At 39.9% G+C, this 19,770-nt stretch carries 17 protein-coding genes; 13 read left to right on the top strand and 4 right to left on the bottom strand.

The window, feature by feature from the left end:
* Nucleotides 1-13 precede the first annotated feature (13 nt).
* Nucleotides 14-544: a YdeJ family lipoprotein gene (locus AC4EHK_RS13020; protein ID WP_490979214.1), complete on the top strand. Its 531-nt coding sequence runs from the start codon at nucleotides 14-16 to the stop codon at nucleotides 542-544.
* A gap of 84 nt (nucleotides 545-628) precedes the next feature.
* Here AC4EHK_RS13020 and AC4EHK_RS13015 read toward each other — a convergent pair whose 3' ends face one another.
* From AC4EHK_RS13015 to AC4EHK_RS13005, 3 genes are all read right to left on the bottom strand, one after another.
* The gene (locus tag AC4EHK_RS13015) at nucleotides 629-1,267 is read right to left on the bottom strand and encodes a hypothetical protein (RefSeq protein ID WP_490979213.1); all 639 of its coding nucleotides are present in this window, start codon (nucleotides 1,265-1,267) and stop codon (nucleotides 629-631) included.
* A 3-nt stretch (nucleotides 1,268-1,270) separates the two neighbouring features.
* The gene (locus AC4EHK_RS13010) at nucleotides 1,271-1,732 is read right to left on the bottom strand and encodes a DUF4236 domain-containing protein (RefSeq protein ID WP_490979212.1); all 462 of its coding nucleotides are present in this window, start codon (nucleotides 1,730-1,732) and stop codon (nucleotides 1,271-1,273) included.
* A gap of 105 nt (nucleotides 1,733-1,837) precedes the next feature.
* Nucleotides 1,838-2,203 (bottom strand): PH domain-containing protein, encoded by a 366-nt coding sequence (locus AC4EHK_RS13005; RefSeq protein WP_490979211.1) that lies wholly within the window; start codon nucleotides 2,201-2,203, stop codon nucleotides 1,838-1,840.
* Nucleotides 2,204-2,493: 290 nt separating this feature from the next.
* Here AC4EHK_RS13005 and AC4EHK_RS13000 point away from each other — a divergent pair, with 290 nt between their 5' ends.
* The 6 genes from AC4EHK_RS13000 to AC4EHK_RS12975 all read left to right on the top strand — a co-directional run bounded on the left by AC4EHK_RS13000 (nucleotide 2,494) and on the right by AC4EHK_RS12975 (nucleotide 9,647).
* A complete protein-coding gene (locus AC4EHK_RS13000; RefSeq protein WP_490979210.1) occupies nucleotides 2,494-5,292 on the top strand; it encodes an EAL domain-containing protein in 2,799 nt (932 codons plus the stop codon).
* Between the two features lie 170 nt (nucleotides 5,293-5,462).
* Nucleotides 5,463-5,675, top strand: coding sequence for a hypothetical protein (locus AC4EHK_RS12995; RefSeq protein ID WP_490979209.1), 213 nt, complete (start codon nucleotides 5,463-5,465; stop codon nucleotides 5,673-5,675).
* A 260-nt stretch (nucleotides 5,676-5,935) separates the two neighbouring features.
* Nucleotides 5,936-6,163 (top strand): hypothetical protein, encoded by a 228-nt coding sequence (locus AC4EHK_RS12990; protein WP_490979208.1) that lies wholly within the window; start codon nucleotides 5,936-5,938, stop codon nucleotides 6,161-6,163.
* Between the two features lie 184 nt (nucleotides 6,164-6,347).
* Nucleotides 6,348-7,667, top strand: a complete 1,320-nt coding sequence (locus tag AC4EHK_RS12985; protein WP_490979207.1) for a short-chain fatty acid transporter — start codon at nucleotides 6,348-6,350, stop codon at nucleotides 7,665-7,667.
* 282 nt (nucleotides 7,668-7,949) lie between these two features.
* On the top strand, nucleotides 7,950-8,768 hold the full coding sequence (locus AC4EHK_RS12980) for an Ltp family lipoprotein (protein ID WP_490979206.1): 819 nt from the start codon (nucleotides 7,950-7,952) through the stop codon (nucleotides 8,766-8,768).
* A 162-nt stretch (nucleotides 8,769-8,930) separates the two neighbouring features.
* Nucleotides 8,931-9,647 (top strand): hypothetical protein, encoded by a 717-nt coding sequence (locus AC4EHK_RS12975; protein WP_490979205.1) that lies wholly within the window; start codon nucleotides 8,931-8,933, stop codon nucleotides 9,645-9,647.
* 263 nt (nucleotides 9,648-9,910) lie between these two features.
* Here AC4EHK_RS12975 and nadS read toward each other — a convergent pair whose 3' ends face one another.
* On the bottom strand, nucleotides 9,911-10,234 hold the full coding sequence (gene nadS, locus AC4EHK_RS12970) for a NadS family protein (RefSeq protein WP_308786694.1): 324 nt from the start codon (nucleotides 10,232-10,234) through the stop codon (nucleotides 9,911-9,913).
* Nucleotides 10,235-10,501: 267 nt separating this feature from the next.
* On the opposite strand from nadS, the gene AC4EHK_RS12965 reads away from it, so the two are divergent.
* The 6 genes from AC4EHK_RS12965 (at nucleotide 10,502) to AC4EHK_RS12940 (ending at nucleotide 19,758) form a co-directional block, all read left to right on the top strand.
* Entirely contained in the window at nucleotides 10,502-10,732 is a 231-nt protein-coding gene (locus AC4EHK_RS12965; RefSeq protein WP_490979204.1) for a hypothetical protein, read from the top strand.
* 747 nt (nucleotides 10,733-11,479) lie between these two features.
* A complete protein-coding gene (locus AC4EHK_RS12960; protein WP_308786696.1) occupies nucleotides 11,480-12,532 on the top strand; it encodes a nucleoid-associated protein in 1,053 nt (350 codons plus the stop codon).
* A gap of 23 nt (nucleotides 12,533-12,555) precedes the next feature.
* A complete protein-coding gene (locus AC4EHK_RS12955) occupies nucleotides 12,556-13,953 on the top strand; it encodes a hypothetical protein (RefSeq protein ID WP_308786697.1) in 1,398 nt (465 codons plus the stop codon).
* A 245-nt stretch (nucleotides 13,954-14,198) separates the two neighbouring features.
* Nucleotides 14,199-16,958 (top strand): type I restriction endonuclease subunit R, encoded by a 2,760-nt coding sequence (locus AC4EHK_RS12950; RefSeq protein WP_490979203.1) that lies wholly within the window; start codon nucleotides 14,199-14,201, stop codon nucleotides 16,956-16,958.
* An 18-nt stretch (nucleotides 16,959-16,976) separates the two neighbouring features.
* Entirely contained in the window at nucleotides 16,977-18,560 is a 1,584-nt protein-coding gene (locus AC4EHK_RS12945) for a type I restriction-modification system subunit M (protein WP_490979202.1), read from the top strand.
* Nucleotides 18,535-19,758 carry a restriction endonuclease subunit S gene (locus tag AC4EHK_RS12940; RefSeq protein ID WP_490979201.1) on the top strand — a complete coding sequence of 408 codons (1,224 nt, stop codon included), beginning with the start codon at nucleotides 18,535-18,537 and terminating at the stop codon, nucleotides 19,756-19,758. Before AC4EHK_RS12945 ends, AC4EHK_RS12940 begins: the two co-directional genes overlap by 26 nt.
* Nucleotides 19,759-19,770 lie beyond the last annotated feature (12 nt).

Below are 19,770 nucleotides of genomic sequence, written 5' to 3'. Positions count from 1 at the left end.
AGAGTTGAAACAGATGAGGAACTTCGGAAAGGCCTTTTATATGAGTGGGGCTTTGTTGTTGGCTGGCTGCGGTGAAGAGGATGCGCCAATTATGGACGCTTCAAAAGCCAGAGGAGAACCGGAAGAAATCGCACCAGCAGAAAGAACCGATTCGGCAGATGCCTTGTCTCAGTATTCTAGCGAGCAAATCGAGTACGCCAGAGTATGGCTGCAGCTTGGGCCGAATCAAGAAATAGACAGCTTATATGTCCAATCTATCCCTGCAGGCACACCGCTCAATCCGGACGATGACACAAGCGCCGCGTATCTTGAACCGGTCATTCAATTGGCAGGATCACGCTTAGTGGACGGGTCTGTAACCTACAGCAGCAATGGAGATGGTAACATCAATATTTACAATGTACCATTGCGTTGGGATGGCCAATATCCAGCTGGCCAGGAGTTTTATAATGACATCATAGAAAATACAGAGCTTGTAGAGATCGATCCAGGAGAAGAAGAAAAAGTCATCGATTTGATTGAAGTTTTGGAAATTCAAGAATAGGTCGAGGGGATTTAGTAGAAGCAAAAAAAAGATTGGACACAGCTACCTGTCCAATCTTTTTTTATTAATGAAGCGAGTCTCTTTTTAGGTTTGAGGCAGCTGAACTTTCTCGACGGGAGAAAACCCCTGTGTCTTCCTGAATTTCATATTGTGTGGAAAATTGACCATAGAGTCTGAACAATCGATAGTTTCGAAGTGCAGAGAGTTCAATGTGGCTTTATCAAAACGAACAGAATGAATTGGCAGTACTTCGGTTCTACCGGTTGACGTGTCCAAAATTTCGTCCATCGCGTGGACAACGACCGTATCAAAAGGCAGGATGGCGAACATATCCCGGGCAATGCGGATTGCGCAACTGCAGACGTAGTCCTGGGTGATGTCGTAGTACTTCGTTTTCGGCATTTCTTTTACTGTGAGCTTGCCGGTTTTCGTGAGAGATTTTTGTTCTGAAGGGACCACGTTTTTGGAATGGACATTAAACTCAACTTCAAGAGTTTTAGGATCTTCAATAATAAAATCAAATCCGCTTCCGAATTCCAGCAAATCATCCAGCGGCGAAAGGTCTTCAATCACCTGCAGATAAGCATCCGTGTCCTGCTGCAGAATGCGGTTGGCCAAGCGTGTTGTCCGAATGAGTTCTTTCGCTTCTTCCGCGTCTTTTTCTCTCGCCACTGAGACTTCCTGACGCAATTTCTCTTCTTCTTTATCTGCTGTTTTCAGCATTTTCTACACCATAGATGGCTTGAAAGAAGTTAATTTTTCTTGGGCTTCCAACTCATGATACCCAATGTCTTTTGTATGATGAGAATGCTTGGAACGGCTGATGTCAAACCAGTCAAAATAATCGTCACATTCTTTATGGATCGAATGAATCAACTCAATTTTGTTTTCATAAACCTGTACATCGTATTTGGCTCTTTCAATTTCTTCTTGCTTGGCAATTTCTTTCTGCTGCCTGGCAAGAGCCTGTCTGTTTTGTTGAGCGGCACTTTTGTAGGTTCTGCTTGAACTAGATCTTGTTGTCGATATCCCTGTGCCAGGAATGCTCGCAGTTGTTCGGCGTTGCCCACGCGAATTTACCGAATACCGGAGCCCCTTCACACCAACGCTTGCACCAATCCCTCTGCTGGAAACGTTAATGCGCATACCCGGAGCCACTTTGAAACTTTTTCTAAACTTAATCGCCATGCAATTCACCCCTTTACTTAAATTGTAAATGCTATAACCAAATAAAGGAAGAGGAGATAAAGTAAAAAAGTCCTTCGATAGTGATCGAAGGACTGGTAATCGAGCTTATAGAATTGCCTCCGCAATAACCTTATCAAGTTTGCGGATATCCACTTTTTTAGCCAAATTTAATTTAAACTTGCCGGCTGTTGTCCAAAGCTCCAGCTCTGTGTTCAAATCGAAGGTTCCGGCATTTTCCGAAGAGTACATGGTGATCGATTTGAATGGAATTGTGTAAACCTCTACTTTCTTTCCGGTCAATCCTTGTTTGTCAGAAATAATGATGCGCTTGTTCGTCACAACAGCTGTGTCTCGTACCGTTTTGTAAGCTATTTGTGCCACTTCCCCAGCAATCAACAAATCGTTGACCGATGCAGGTACATCGATTTCCTGGGTGAACGTCCATGCCATCATTGCGTTTAAATCTGCCATAAAAAAATTCCTCCTTATTGTTTCTTCCAATAGTTTCTCATATGTTGGAATTAATAGTAAGCATTAGCTGCTGCATGTCATTTTGACAGGCTGTCTCATCGGCGTTCTTAATATTTATATATTTTCTGTTAGACACAAACGACTATTTAATTATACAATTTATGAGGTACAATAGAATTATTAAAAGTAATTATTTTACAATCTAAAATACCTAATTGACCTGAAGTAGTTTAATGTCTTTTGGTGATAATCTGCTGTATCGACAGGAAATAGAATGGAGGGCTCTGTTTATGGAGAATCAACAAACCAAGTATTCCCGGTTGGCACATATAACTAAACTGATCAATACCAAGTTTGAATTGCGTCCTTTGCTGGAACATGTAATAACGGCCATATCCGAAGAAGTGGTACGATGCGATTCTGTCGGCATTTACTTGCCGCAGGAAGACGGAACGTTCCGCGGATATGTAGGAAAACCGGAAGTGATCAATGGCATGACCCTCGACATGCATGTGGTGGATACAGAGTTTGATTTATTGGCGAAGGAAGTTATTGAGACTCAACAAACCATTTATATACCGGATACGTCAAACGACGATCGTCCAGATCCAAGAGCCGTTGCAGGGTTCGGGATCAAATCTTTATTGGCAATGCCCATTTCATATGAAGGGGAACTGTTTGGGCTTGTTTTTTTGTTTGACTACGGAATTCCGATGGATCTGACAGACGATGAAATACAAGCTGTCGAAGCTTACGTCAGCATGGCGGCAGTAGCAATTCGCAACGCCAACAATTTTAAGGACCAAGAAAGCATACTTGCCGAAAAACAATTGCTTTTGGATTTAACGTGGGATTTGTCAATGAGCTCTTCGGTAGCGACTGTTATGGACAAATGTTTCCACTATATTGGGAAAGTCCTGAAAAATGATAATATCGGCGTCCATTTATTGGACCCTGTAGCGGGCGCAAAAATCAAACCGACCAGTTTAAGTGCGAAGAGTGAGTGGGAAAAAGAAGCATGGTTGGAAAAGCATACTGAATTGCAGTTTGATCTTTCCAATGATCCCGTATTTGCTGCAGTGGTCCGTACGAAAAAACCCGTGCACATTGCAGACGTCACAAAAGACTCACGGGTCAATCAGGAAGTTTGCCAATCATTTGGGATTGAATCGATGCTGATGCTTCCTTTTGTAACGATGCGTGAAGTCTTGGGTGCCTTGGTTCTGGTAAGTTTCAATAAAAATAAAGACGTCTTTTACGAATCAGACATCGAACTGGCTCAATCCATAGCAGACGCTACTGCTTCAACTCTCTCCAATCTGTTGTATATGGAGAAACAGGAAGCCTTGATCGAAGAACGAACCTCCGAAATTCTCTTAAAGAACAATGAACTAAAAAATGCAGTTACAGAGCTCGAGAATATGGGACGAGAAAAGGTGCTGATTTTGAACTCGGTGGAAGAAGGTATTTTCGGTCTGGATTTAGCTGGAAAGATCACGTTTTGCAACCGGGCTGCACATTGCACCTTAGGCTACAGCAAAACTGAACTGATCGGGCAGTCCTATGGGATCCTTTTGAACAAATCCGAAGATTTTCCAAGTACTTCTTTTCCTTTGGAAGAAGAACTAAAGTTTTATAAGAAAGATGGCCAGCCATTTTCTGTTGAACATGTAGTTTCTTCTATTAAAGAAAACGGCCAGGTTATTGGCCACGTAGTTACATTCAGAGACATCACGATGAGAAAGCAGCTGGAAAACAGAATCAGTCACTTAGCCTATTATGACAACCTCACTGATTTGCCAAACCGGGTCTTGCTGAATGATTTTTTGAAAAAAGAAATCGGGAATGCGACCGTTTTAGGACAAAAAGTGGCGGTGTTATATCTGGATTTAGATCGCTTCAAACTGATCAATGACAGTTTGGGCCATAGCTATGGAGACATTCTATTGAAAGATGTCGCTGATCGGCTGCGCGCCAATGTACCGGACAATGCATTTGTGTCACGGCAAGGAGGCGATGAATTCACCATCATCTTGCCAGGATTCATGGAGAACAACGAAGTCTTGAGCCTGGTAAATAAACTGGTGGAATCATTCACGCACCCGTTTTCGCTAAAAGGAAATGAAGTTCACATTAAAACCAGCATCGGCATCAGTGTGTTTCCAAAAGATGGAGACACAGCTGAAGAGTTGATCAAAAATGCAGATGCCGCCATGTACAAATCAAAAGAAAAGTCCGGCACACATTATCACTTCTTCCAAAGTGAAATGAGCGAACGGAATCTGGAGAACATTTTCTTGGAAAATCAATTGTACAAAGCTCTAGAAAACGAAGAACTGTTGATTCACTACCAGCCGCAAATCGATAGTAGAACCAACGCAATTACTGGAGCAGAAGCCTTGCTTCGGTGGAATCACCCAACGAGAGGCATGGTCTCTCCAATTGACTTTATTCCGGCGGCGGAAGAAACCGGGTTGATTGTACCGATTGGAAGATGGGTGCTGTTGAATGCCTGTAAACAACTTCAACTCTGGCATGCTAAGGGAAATTCCCACATGACGGTGTCCGTGAACTTCTCCGGCAGGCAATTTGAAGAAGAGGACTTGGTCTCGATGATTGACAGCATCCTCACCGAAACGGGGGTTGCTCCGGAGTTTTTGCACATCGAACTGACAGAAAATCAAATTTTCAAAAATACACAAGTAACGTTAAGAAAAATGAAAGAAATCAAAACGCTCGGCGTTAAAATCGCATTGGACGACTTCGGTACAGGCTATTCATCGCTGGGCTATTTGAAAAACTTCCCGATAGATACCTTGAAAATCGATCGCTCTTTTGTGTTTGATATTTTAACAGACCCCCACAACGCAGCCATTACGAACACGATCATCACCCTGGCACAAAATTTGGGCTTGAAGATCATTGCGGAAGGCGTCGAGACAAAAGAGCAGCTGGATTATTTGATGGCCAAAGGCTGCTTTAACATCCAAGGGTATTACTACAGCAAGCCACTAGAAGCCAAAGCTTTGGAAGAGTACATCAACCAAATTGCGGTAAAGACAACAGTTGATCCTAAGATACCTCAATAAATGATGAAAGGTCGGACGGATTTTCTGTCTGATCTTTTTTTTATTGATTAGAGCATGCTTTCAATCAGGCAAACTACAAAGAATCAATTTTTAACAATTAGTTTCCAGTTGAAGGAGAAGGGTATGAGTGGAAAGAGAGGTTTTAAACAGATAATCGAAAGTGGGATTGGATGAGCACACGCGTGAAAAACACAATTTTAGGAACCTTGCTCTTTGGGGTTATCGGGTTTGTGGTGACGTCTATACTGGATGGCGCACCGGTATGGAACCTGGTGTTTGGCCAAGCCATTGCCGGATTTTTGCTGTATGCATTTATTTTTCCGGCCCTGGACAAAAGAAAAAAGCTGAAGAAAGGGACACTCTATGGAAAACAAAAAGAATAGACTGGCGACTTGGTTGAAAGGACCGATACTAACGAAGAAAGCAGATCCGTTTTTGAGTGTTTTCCTCGCTTTTTGGCGGCACTGTTGGGAAACGCATTTTACCAAAACAGCAATATGGGGTATGGAGAATACATTCTCTGGCTCGTTTTAATCGCCACTCTCACCGTTCTAGCGATTAAGTTGATTGTAACTGGATGGAGAAGCAGCAGGCAGCAAGATAAACATACATAACAACGACTAAAAAAAGGAGGAGAGATAGGATGAAACAACCCATGAAACTGGCAGTAACCGGACTTTTGCTGGTCGTTCTACCTTTGGTGTTTATTGCATTCGGCGGTGTTCCGGGCTTTACGGTGCTGATTGGGCAAGAAGAAGGATTTGCCTACTTTTTAGCCTTTCTTATGATCTTGCTGGTCTTTGTCGGAGCTCTTTTGCTGGTCATCGCCTTGGTGTTGAGCCTTCTAAGAAAAAACAAAAATACTACGTGAATGGACCAAAGTCTTCGAATCATTTTTCGAAGGCTTTTTCTGTTCCGTATCCTTGGATGCGTTGCAGCAACAAACAATAAAAATCCCAGAAACAATCAAAAATTTTCAATTAACACGCATCCAAGCTGCAAAATAAGGTAGCATTAGAAAGGTAATGAAAACGCTAACAAAGGGGTGTAAGAGGATGAAAGGAATTATTCGTTTTTCCAATAATTTGATGGAACGCTATTTGCCGGATCCGTTTTTATTCGTCATTATTTTGACGTTGGTAGTGTTCGGTATGGGCTTGGGATTAACCGGTTCGACGCCTGTCGAAATGGTCGCCTTCTGGGGTGAGGGCTTCTGGGCGTTACTGGCGTTCTCCATGCAGATGGTGCTTGTGCTGGTAACTGGATTTGTATTGGCGAGCAGCCCGATTTTCAAAAAGGGACTCGGCAAACTGGCAAGCTTTGCGAAGACGCCGGGCAGCGCGATCATTTGGGTAACCTTGGTGTCACTCGCTGCAAGCTGGATCAACTGGGGATTTGGGTTGGTCATCGGTGCGTTATTTGCGAAAGAGTTGGCAAAACGCGTGGACCATGTCGATTACCGGCTGTTAATTGCAAGCGCTTACTCTGGATTTATTATTTGGCATGCCGGGTTCTCGGGTTCGATTCCGCTGTCGATTGCGACAGATGGCCATCCATTCATGGACCAAATCGGCATTATTCCAACCGGAGAAACGATTTTTGCCAGCTATAACTTGATCATCATTGCAGCATTAGTTATCATTCTTCCTTTATTAAACCGGTTGATGATGCCGAAAAAAGAAGAAACCGTGGTCGTCGATCCTAAAGTGTTGGTGGAACCTGTAGCCGAAGAGCAACCGGCGAAATCCGACATGACACCGGCAGAGCGGCTGGAAAACAGCTGGATCTTGTCGGCCATCATCGGTATTCTGGGTGTTGCATTTGTCGCTTATTATTTCATTCAAAATGGCTTTGCGTTAACGCTCGACTTGGTAAACTTTATGTTCCTGTTCCTTGGGATCCTGTTCCACGGAACGCCAAGGAGATACTTGGTGGCGGTTCAAGAAGCCGTCAAAGGAGCGGGCGGCATCATCATCCAGTTCCCATTTTATGCAGGCATCATGGGGATGATGACAGCTTCCGGTTTGGCAGCGGTCATTTCGGATGCATTCGTCAGCGTTTCCACCGCTGATACCTTCCCGCTGTTTGCCTTTTTAAGCGCAGGACTCGTCAACTTCTTCGTCCCTTCAGGCGGCGGGCAGTGGGCAGTTCAAGGGCCAATCATGCTGGAAGCGGCCGAAATGCTCGGCAGCGACACCGCAAAAGTCGCGATGGCTGTCGCATGGGGAGACGCCTGGACGAACATGATCCAGCCATTCTGGGCATTGCCGGCACTGGCAATCGCGGGACTGAAAGCTAAGGACATTATGGGCTTTTGTTTGATTGTGTTATTTGTTAGTGGTGTGGTGATTGGGCTTGGGTTGTTGTTTTTGTAGATGAAAATGTTGATTACGGTCTTGCCTGTTTTAGGGCAGGGCCGTTTTTGTGTTTAAGAGTAAATAAACGTTAGAAGAATACAGATTTTCAAAACTAGTAAAAAATAGCGAATGAAATTTAGTTACACTAATGCTATATAAACCTCTTAAATGCTGTGGTATATTAACATTATATAGTACAAATGAAATGGAAATGTAGGAGATAAAGTCCTATTAATATCTGTAAATAGTTTATTGAAAGATCAATATCAAATCTTCACCATTTGAAAGGGGAGTGTACTTATGAGCAAAAGTAAAAAGATGCTATCGGCTGCCGGATTAATTGTTCTTTTAAGCGGCTGTGGGCAAGAGGCTATCGAGACAGACGAACCTGTGATTGAAGTGGCAGAAGAAGTCGAAGCTGCAGAGACAGAAAAAGCCGAAACAGAAGAAAAAGCAGAGGCTGAGGCAGCAGAAAAAGAAGCAGCTGAGGCTGAAGAAAAAGCAAAGGCCGAAGAAGAGGCGAAAGCAATAGCAGAGGCTGAAGCAGAAGAACAAGCGAAAGCCGAAGCAGAAGCCGCAGAACAAGCTGAAGCAGAAGCGAAGGCACTAGCAGAAGTCGAGGCAAAAGCCGAAGAACAAGCAAAAGCCGAGGCTGAAGAAGCCGAACGCCAAGCAGCAGAAAATGCTGGCTCAGCTTCACAGCAACAAGCGGTAGGAATGGCCGAAGAATACATCGAGTATACTGCGTTTTCGCAAAGCGGCCTTGTCGAGCAGTTGGAGTTCGAAGGTTTTGATAACGCGGATGCAACATACGCCGTAGAACAAATCGATGTAAATTGGAGCGAACAAGCAGTGAAATCGGCTGAAGACTATATCTCCTATACGCCATTTTCACAGAGTGGCTTAGTCGAGCAATTGGAATTTGAAGGCTTTAGCAACGCCGACGCAACTAACGCAGTTGGAGTACTAACGGTGGATTGGAGTGAACAAGCCGTTTTGGCAGCCCAAGACTATATCGAGTACACTTCTTTTTCAAGATTTGGATTGATCGAACAATTGGAGTATGAAGGATACAGTAATGCAGATGCTACTTATGCCGTGGATGCGATAGGGCTTTAGTAAAATGATCAATAATTAAGTAGTTTAGATCAGACGCCTAAAATCAAATAAAAAATTTAAAACCGCTAAATAACATTGTTATTAGCGGTTTTAAAATGTCATTACTAATTTTTTATTAGCTGCAAAATACGCGCCAGTAGAGCGATTATTCAGGAGGAATCAATGAATTCAAACACGTCTTTTTTAGTGTCAATGTGGGCAATTATATTTAAATGGATTGAAAAAATTTCTATTTTTCATTTTATTCGTTGGATTTTTCCAAGCTTGAGAAGGAGTTATTGGTTTGTAGACGCTTGGGTATTATTTAATTTAGTGTTTAGCGTAGTATCGGTCTTTATACTAGCTTATGGTGATATAAGTAAAATCTATAGCTATGTGCTTGTTTTTTATGGGTTGTTTCGTGTCCTGGAAATATTCGTTTATCAAGTAAACGTACTATTATTTCATCCGCTTCAAAATCAAGCCAGCTATTCGATACATAGTCATAGGCGAATGATAATTGCATTGGTACATAATTTCTTTGAAATTATATTTTGGTTTGCCGTGTCCTATTTAGCATTCAACATTAATTTTGGAAATGAATTTGTCAATCTAAATCCATTTTCAGTTATTTATTTCAGTATGTTGACGATGGTCAGTTATACCAGCACAATCGCGGCTGAAGGCTGGTCGCTAACCGCTATTTTGATTTTGCATTTTCAGGCGATTGTCGGAGTATTTATGACTTTAATATCTCTCTCCAGGTTTATTTCATTGTTTCCGAAGCCAAAAGAAATGGATGCTTTTCAGGAAGAAGAAATTTTGTTGAAAAAAGTAGAGCTATTGGAGAAGCAAGTAAACAAGTTGATTCGTTTAACGCAAAGTCAAAGAAGAAGATAGAGTTGCATCATAAGAAACCTTAAAGTGAAGAGACATGAATTTACAGTGCTAGAATAGGTTTTTTACAATGGTGAATGATAGCTAACTGCATTAACAAAGGAAAAACCAAAGAACACCGATTTCCAGCACTCTACTGGATAATCGGTGTTCTTTGTCAATTCGGATTAAACATAATAATGATCAGTATCATAGACATATTAATAGAAAGACAGCAATAATCGAGATGACAAAATACCTCATACACCCATATAAGGCAGCAATGCTCATAGAGAAATAATTTTCTGCTCTTCCGCCAAATGCGGTTCGTTTTTCAGAATTTCCAACAGGCGGCGTGCAGAACCACTTGGCTGGTTTGTTCCACGCTCCCAGGATTCGATGGCTTTGATTGATACACCCATAAGCGCAGCAAAAGATTTTTGAGTCAAGTTCATTTGAAGACGAAGGGACTTGATTTCTTCAGCAGTAAAGAGAGCCAGTTCTTTTATTTCGACTTTTTTGGTTCTGGCTTTTGAAGGTTTACCTTTAGCATGGTCAATAGCCTGATCCAGACTTGTTTGCAGATCATTAAAGAATTGATCTTCAGTCATTTTTTATTCATCCTTTCTTGTGTCAGAAGGAAGCAGTAGGATTGGGAACAGACGTATAAATAGAAGGCAACTAAAGATCCGCATATCTATGGTTTATTAATTATACCCTATTCAATAGGGTATATGAAATTGAGCAGCACACAGTGACGCAACACGATTGTTTTATATTTGTATTGATGCAATAAATACTGGTATATATGTAGTGATCAAGCTCATGTTCTTTACGAGGACTGGGCTATTTTAAGGTTTTTAAGAGGAGTGATTCCAATGGGCGAAACATTTTTTATTGCTCGCCATATGGGTGGAAGAGAAACAGCTATTCTAAAAACAAGTCATCGAGAAGCGGTACGAGCTATTCGCGAAAACAAGGGAACAGCTTTTCAATTGGCGGTACTCGGTGGAAAAAACATAAACACAGTAAAAAGAGTATATGGCGAATATGCACCTTATCGCACGGTTGATTCTCTCGATGGCTTACTTTCTTATGTGAAAAGGTAATTCATCAAGTGGAATATAAGACTACAAAAACAAGCTGGAAATTTTAAATAACTGTACCTTAGTATTCTGGTATTCCTAACAAAAATAGAATAGAAAATTGAGAAACCTCCAAGCAGTATTCATGCTTGGAGGTTTCTTTGTTTTGAAGATGAAAACCCACGATTCGCCATCAGCAAATCGTCCTCTAGCCCATTTCAATCTCACCGCTCTGTCCGTCCACATAATCAATGCCCCATTCGCAATTCCCTGACGATGAAAAGAAGTATGATTAATGTGCCAATACATATTCTCTTAATGCAAATCACCTCTAGTTAGGTGGATGGATATGAGGGGATGAAAGTTATGTGTAAGCTCGGAACCAGCAAAACAAAATAGAGAAGATAATACTGATAAAATTGTATAAATATTTGAGGAATTTAAATAAAAATAGTGAAATAATGTTAATGTAATTATAGTGAAGCAAAGAAAAGCAATAGACTATCTAAAAAGAGATAGGGCACAACAAGAAATACCTATAACAAAAATGTCTTCGGAATTTATAAACATTGTACTTGAGCAGCAAAACGCTAGTCTTCTTTTTCAGCATGTATAAGAAAAAGAAAAGTTGTTTTTAGACGATTTCCTTATCTCAGATGACAAAAACCTATTTTTAATAAAATGTAGTCTATTTTAACTTACGAATTCACTTAATATGAATATAGTCTATATAACTAGAATTTAAATGATTAAAAAATGGAGGAATACATTTTGCCAATTATTGAAAAGATGATTGTTCATAATTTAAATTTAAAAGGAAATCGTCCTATTTATAGCGAAGGTTTAATCAACTTAGAAAGTTTGGATCATAGAGATGACGCACTGGAATTTTTCAAAGAGCATATTAGAAATAATAGGCTTCAGGGGCATACTAAAATATGCAAATTTAGTGATAGTCAAGCAAACCATGTGAAAACCTCAATTAATGAGATGAGCAATCTTTACTCCAATCCTCGTGAAGATTATTCTTTTGACGAGTTATTTAAAAGAAAATCTATTGTTATTACAGACCATTTAGCCAATTCAATGCGAGGGAAATCTAGTAGCGATGGCTCTATTTTCATATTTCTCTATACTTACGAAGAATCAAGATTTTTAGGCCTATTAAAAATGGATCCCAACTTAGGGATACAGGTGAATGATGATTTAACTTTAACTGTTCGCCCTTCAATGTTACCAAGTACAAAAGAAAAACTTCACAAATCAGCTTTTATCAAATTTCAAAGCCAATTTATTACTGACGAAGCACATCTATTTGTTCTAGATAGACAACAAACTCAAGATGAGCCTGCAAAATATTTTCTACGTGATTTTTTGCAAGCAATAGAAAAAGCGAATAGCAGTAACCTAACAACTGCTATTGAAAGAGAGATTAAGGTTGAAATTTGCGGTAGGATTGAAGACCCTCGTATTGTTAGTGAGTTTAGTTCGAGATTAAAAACAACATTAATTCATGCTGATAGATTTAATCTTGATGAAGACCTTCCTTTATTAATAAGAGGTCTGTTACCAGATGGATTTGCTATAGAAGAAAGTATAAGGGTTATTAAAAATAAAGTAGTGGCGAAATTTCCAGATGCCATTTTCGAATTTGTTCCTGATCCATTAAAAGTTAAAGATTTGATTTACAAAAGTGAAGACCAGAATGTTACAATAAAAATTCATAGTGCTATCGACGAGAGGTTATTCACTTATACTAAAGACGAAGAAGGTAACACTATTTTTAAGTTTTCTCCAGCTTTAAATGTTATTCCAAAAAGCTAATGTGATAAGGGGCTGTAATGTCTATGGCAATTGTCGAAAAATTCACCCAATACTTACAGCTTTTTAAAGAAAATATAGTTCACGATAATGCTGAGGAGTTTATATTAGAGTATGGAGATTTAGAAGAAATAGACAAAAAGCTACCAAATTTATTAATAGATAAAGAGTTTTTTAAATATACAATAACTTATTATTCTACTCCCTTTCAATCTTTATTTGAGTTTGAAAGTGAAATAGAAAATGTTTATAAGGGAAATTTGGATACTAATGAGGGAAAGGTTAGAATAGTAATAACTAAAGAAAAATTAGTTAGCTATTTTAATGGAAATATCTCTAATGCTTTTATATTTTTTAGTTGTGAAAATTATATAGCAAATGGTTTACTCACTAGTATTAGAAATAATGAGTATAAAAATGTACTCTTCTTAATTGGAAATATCGATGCGAATTTATATGAAAATCCTTATTTAATCGTCACTGGATTAAATAATATAGTGAATCAAGAATCGAAATTAATAGAAACAACTGACAAAGAGCTCTTTAAAATATTAAATATTGTGTATGACACTAAAGATATTAATAATTACTATCAAATACCGCATTATTGGCATTTTACAGAAGTAAATTCATTTTTAATTCCATTCTATAAAAAATGTGTTGAATCATTTTTCAATTTAATTTCGAATAAAATTAAATTTCCTGAGAATATATACTTGATTAAAGGACACCATAATCTGGAAATTAGATTAATCTTTGAAGATATAAAATTAAATACGACTACATTTATTAATATTATCAATTTCACATTAGATGAGAAAAGACATTATGATAAGTTACTTATCATTAGAAATGTATTAACTACATATTTAAATAATTTCTCTACCATTTCACAACTTAATCAACAAATTGATGAAGTATTTTCAACTGCACAGCATCACTTTGAATTATATGTACAAAATGAGATTAAAATTTTTATTGAACAAAAGAATCAAGTTTTAAATGAGACACTCTCTGTTACAAAACAAGTCTCTCAATTAACTGCTGATATCGGAAATAATTTAAGAAATTTATTATTAACGTTGTTCGCAGCGATTGTTATAAGTGTTATTCCCCAGATAGTAGATAATAATAGCAACAGAATCGTGATTATTTTCTTGATCTCATCTTATTTATCTTATTTAGGTTTTAGCTTCTATATTTCTTATAAAATTAAAAATCAATTGGACAATTATTTAGAGATCTTCAAAAATTATACTATTTATGTTTCTAGCCAATCTTTGCGTGGTTTGGATTATCAAAGTCTCAAAAACAAGTTCATTTTGAAAGAAGAAAAAAACTTTCTAAATTTGTTGACGGTTTATAGAGTAACAATCTTCGTTTTAATCGTTTTTTCATTAACTATGCTTTTATTTCTTATATAAAATCGTTTTTTTCATAAAGATATGGATATGTCTATTATCATACAATCTATTCTTTCAACGGATTATTTTTCTAGGTAAAGAAGAACTCAATTCACAATTAGACGATAAAAATATGACAGAAGCGGATCCAAATGGGTCTGCTTTTTTTGTTATAAAACCCATTAAATTAATGTTAAATAATCAAATTACATCAATTTGTGGTAAAATTATGTAAATTACTGCGGAAATTTGAAAGGGGCAGGCACATGGTTTATCAATCCCAAACACAGTCCGAAGCACAGCTGGAAAAAGAGATAATTGAGCAGCTTGCTCAAATGGGATATGAGAAAGTTTCGATTCCTTCCATCAAAAAACTACAAGAAAACTTCCGTTTACAAATGAACCGGTTGAATAAAGAAAACCTTAAAGGCACCAATTTGTCTGATAAGGAATTCGAGCGCGTGCTCCTAACAATCGAAGGAAAGAGCGTCTATGAATCCGCTAAGCTGTTACGTGATAAACAGACGATTGCACGTGATGATGACAGCACACTTTACCTTCAATTGATGGACACCCAAAACTACAGCAACAACCATCTCCAAGTGACGCACCAGACGACAGTCGTCGGGCGCTACACCAACCGCTACGATGTGACTTTGCTTGTCAACGGCTTGCCGCTTGTGCAGGTCGAATTGAAAAAACGTGGCCTCCATTTCGAAGAGAGCTTTAACCAAATCATGCGCTACCGTAAAGATTCCTACGGTGGTCTATTTAACTTTCTGCAGGTTTTCGTGGTATCCAACGGTGTTGATTCCAAGTACTTTGCCAACTCCGATCGGGAACCAATGAAGAGCCTAATGTTCTTTTGGTCGGATGACGCCAATAAGCGCATCACCAAACTGGATGCTTTTACGGCATCATTCTTGGAACGGAAGATGATCCAAAACGTCATCACCAAATACATGGTCATCAACGATACTGACAAACACCTGATGGTCATGCGCCCTTACCAGATTTTCGCCGTGGAGCGGATCTTAGAGCAAGTGATCCACAGCAACCACAACGGCTACGTCTGGCACACGACCGGGAGCGGCAAGACGCTGACTTCCTTCAAGGCCAGTGAACTGCTGACGCAGGAACAAGACATCAAGAAAGTCATTTTCCTCGTCGACCGGGTGGACCTAGATGACCAGACGATGAAAGAGTTCAATAAATTCCAGGAAGGCTCAGTCGACCGAACGACCAAAACCAGTGTCTTAGTCGAGCAGTTGAAAAATACCCAACAAAAGTTGATCATCACCACCATCCAAAAGATGGCTTACGCCGTGAAGAACGAGCGCTACAAAGATATCATGGCGCTTTATGAAAATGAAAAAGTCGTCTTCGTCATCGATGAATGCCATCGTTCCCAATTCGGCGATATGAACCTCCTTATCAAAAAGCATTTTAAGAAAGCTCAATACATCGGCTTTACCGGAACACCGTTATTCGTCGCGAACAAGAGCCAGGATGGACGCACGACTTCCGACTTGTTCCAGGACTGCCTGCATTCCTATTTGATCAAGGACGCCATCCATGACGGTAACGTCCTTGGCTTCTCCGTTGAATACATCAGCACCATCAAAGAAAAAGAACTGGGCGATGACGTCACGAAAGTACCGGGCATCGACAGGCAGGAACTTTGGATGGCGGATGAACGAATTGATTTGATTGCTGGACATATCTCAAGCATCCATCACAATAAAACCCATAATAAGAAATACACCGGCATGCTGGCTGTAGAAAGCATCCCGGCAGCCATCAAGTATTATGACGCTTTCAAGAAGCTCGATACCGATCTGAAGATCACCACCATCTACAGCTATGGCACGAATGAAGACAGCGACGATAACCAGGAACATTCCCGCCATGCACTCGAACGCGTCATGGACGATTTCAATAAAAAATTTGGTACCAACCACAAAACCGATAACACGTCTTCTTATTTTGCGGATGTGTCGAAAAAAGTGAAGGCTGCACAAATCGATCTGCTCATCATCGTCAATATGTTCCTGACCGGTTTTGACGCCAAAACCTTGAGTACGCTATACGTCGATCGCCCCTTGCAATATCACGGCTTGATCCAGGCCTATTCCCGGACCAATCGTGTCGAAGGGCCGAAAAAGATGTACGGCAATATCGTCTGTTACCGCAATTTGAAAGACAAAACAGATGAAGCAGTCCGGCTGTTTTCTCAGACGGGAGACACTGGCACCGTGCTGATGAAAGAGTATAATGAGTACTTGGCAGACTTTAAAGATCAGCTTGATGAAATGCTCGATATTGCCACTACACCAGACGCTGTTGATGAACTTGTCGGAGAAACAGCAGAAAAAGAGTTTACTCTCGCTTTCCGTGAATTAACACGAATTTTGATGAAACTTAAAACCTTTGTTGAGTTTGATTTCAATCCGGCAGATATGGGCATCAGTGAGCAGACTTATAAAGACTTCCGCAGCAAGTATTTACGTCTTTATGAAAACAGCAAAAGCGAAAAATTACAGGTTTCTGTTCTTAACGACGTCGACTTTGAAATCGAATTGATCCAGACCGATCGGATCAACGTCGATTATATATTGGAACTGCTGCGCAACATCAATTACGAAAACAAGCAAGAACGCGACACAGCTGTACGCCGTGCCATCAAGGAAGTCAATGAAGCTTCAAGCGATGACATGCGCCTGAAACGGGAGCTGTTGCTTGAGTTCCTGAAAGGCGTCGCACCGATATTGACTAATAACGACTCGGTTGACCAGAAATACCACGACTTTGAAAACGAGAGGCGCAAAAAGGAAATCCAGGCGATGTCAGTTAAAGTGCAAGTGGCAGAAGAAAAGCTGGAGTACTTCATGAAGGAATACGAATTCAGCGGCGTGTCACCCGATCAGGAAATTAACGATGCTATCAAAGCACCTTTCAAGGAAAAGCGCAAACGTGTCCAGGCATTGAAGGGTTTCATCTATGACAATGTAAGAAAATATTCATAACAAGAGGAGCAAGATAAAATGACAACTTCAGAAAAACAACGTCAGCAACAGGCTGAATTGCATAAGAAACTATGGACGATGGCCAATGACCTGCGTGGCCAGATGGAAGCCTATGATTTCAAGAACTACATCCTGGGCTTGATCTTTTACCGTTACCTGTCAGAGAAGACAGAAGCACGTATTGCGAAGCTATTGGAAGAAGACAATATTTCATATGAAAATGCGTGGAAAGACGAAGAGTACCGTGAAGGCCTGATTGAAGCGTTGCTTGAAGAAATTGGATTTGTCATCGAACCGGAATACTTGTTTTCGTCGATGGTGACTGAAATTCCAAAAGGTGATAAAGGGACATTTGATGTAGAGCTTCTGCATAAATCAATCAAAGCGATTGAAGAATCGACACTGGGCACGAACAGCCAGCAGGACTTCGAACATCTTTTTGATGATATGGACCTGACGTCAACGAAACTTGGGCGTGATGTGAAATCTCGTTCAAAACTGATCGCGAAAATCATCCTCAGCATTAACGATATTCCGTTCCTGCACGATGATGTGGATATCGATGTCTTGGGCGATGCCTATGAATACTTGATTTCACAATTTGCGGCAAATGCCGGCAAAAAAGCGGGCGAGTTCTATACGCCACAGCAAGTATCAAAAATTTTGGCAAAAATCGTTACGCATGATAAACCGAACTTGAAGAACGTCTATGACCCGACTTGTGGGTCAGGGTCATTGATGCTGCGCGTTGCCAAAGAGTCGAATGTCCGTTTGTTCTATGGACAGGAACTGACAACGACGACTTTCAACTTGGCGCGCATGAACATGCTGCTGCATGACTTGCGCTATACCGATTTTGACATCAAGAATGACAATACATTGGAAAACCCGAAACATGTCGATATGCGTTTTGAAGCGGTCGTAGCCAATCCTCCATACTCTGCCAACTGGAGCGCAGACGCCAAATATCTGGACGACGAACGCTTCAGCGATTATGGCCGACTCGCGCCGAAATCAAAAGCCGATTTCGCCTTTGTCCAGCATATGATCCATCAATTGGACGACAACGGCACGATGGCAGTTGTCTTGCCACATGGTGTCCTGTTCCGTGGAGGGGCAGAGGGTATCATCCGCCAGTTTCTAATTGAAGAAAAGAACTATTTGGACGCAGTCATCGGCTTGCCGGCTAATGTCTTTTTCGGTACATCTATTCCGACTTGTGTCCTGGTCTTCAAAAAGACCCGCAAAGCAGATGATGACGTCATCTTCATCGATGCTTCAAACGAGTTCGAAAAAGGCAAGAATCAGAATAACCTGACTGATGAAAACGTCGATAAGATTGTCGATACGTATAAATCACGTGAAACGATTGAACGGTATTCCTATGCAGCTAAGTTGGAAGAGATTAAAGAGAATGATTATAACCTGAATATCCCACGCTATGTTGATACTTTCATTGAGGAAGAAGCGGTAGATCTTGAGGCTGTGCAGGTTAGACTGAACGAGATTGATGAAGAGATTGAAGAGATTGATCGGGAGCTGGAGCAGTATTTTAAGGAATTGGGGGTTGGTTTAAGTGAACGTACCTCAGTTGAGATTTAGTGGGTTTGAAGATACTTGGAGTAAGAAGAAAATAAAAGAAATTGCATTGGTCACATCTGGACTTACACCACTAAGATCTAGAAATGAATTTTTTAGAAATGGCAGTATTCCATGGGTTAAAACTATGGATTTAAACAATTCAATAATTAAAGATACACAAGAATATGTAACTGAAGTTGCAATGAAAGAAACGTCACTAAGACTGTTGCCTGCTAATACACTATTAATAGCAATGTATGGCGGCTTTAATCAGATAGGCAGAACAGGAATAATTAGTTTTACTGGGACTACTAATCAAGCCATTTCTGCATTAACTCCAAAAGAGAATTCATTTAGTCCGTTTTTTCTTCAGAGCTATTTGAATTTTAATGTAGAGAAGTGGAAGAGACTGGCTGCTAGTAGCAGAAAAGATCCTAATATAACTAAATCTGATATTGAGAATTTTTTTGTCAGGTTACCCTCAATTGCAGAACAGGAAAAACTGGCTTCTTTCTTTAAATTAATTGAACAGAGAATAGAAAAGCAACAAGAGAAAATTGAGAAACTTGTGCAGTTTAAAAAGGGTATGATGCAGAAGATTTTTTCGCAGGAAGTGCGGTTTAAGGGTGAGGATGGTGGGGAGTATCCGGAGTGGGAAACAAAGCAGTTAAAAGAATTTGCAACGAAAACAGTAAAAAAGAATAAAGATATGAAAGTTACGAATGTAATCTCTAACTCAGCTAAGCAGGGTTTGATTTCCCAGAGAAGTTACTTTAAAAAAGATATTGCTAATGAGCTTAACATCGATGGTTATTATGTCATTTCTAAAGGTGACTTTGTTTATAATCCACGGATATCTAGTGAATCTCCATATGGCCCGGTTCATGTTTATGAATTAGAAGATGATGGAATTGTTTCACCACTGTACCTTTGTTTTAAAACTAAAGATATTGATTCTAAATTTCTAAAGTATTTCTTTATAAGCTCTCGGTGGTATAAGCATATATATACTCATGGTGATAGTGGAGCAAGACATGATCGTGTCAGCATTAAAGACTCTTCTTTTTTTGAAATGAATATTGCTATGCCTAGTTTAGCTGAACAAGAAAAAATAAGTGATTACTTAACCTCGCTTAATCTTAAGGTTGAAAAAGAAAAAGAGAAGTTACTGGTTTTGGAGGAGCAGAAGAAAGGGTTTATGCGGGGGATGTTTGTATGAAGGGGTTGTAAT

The sequence above is a fragment of the Planococcus sp. TJ-307 genome (genome assembly GCF_058268435.1).
Note: the sequence above shows the minus strand (reverse complement) of the source record. Positions and strands in the feature narration are given on the sequence as shown.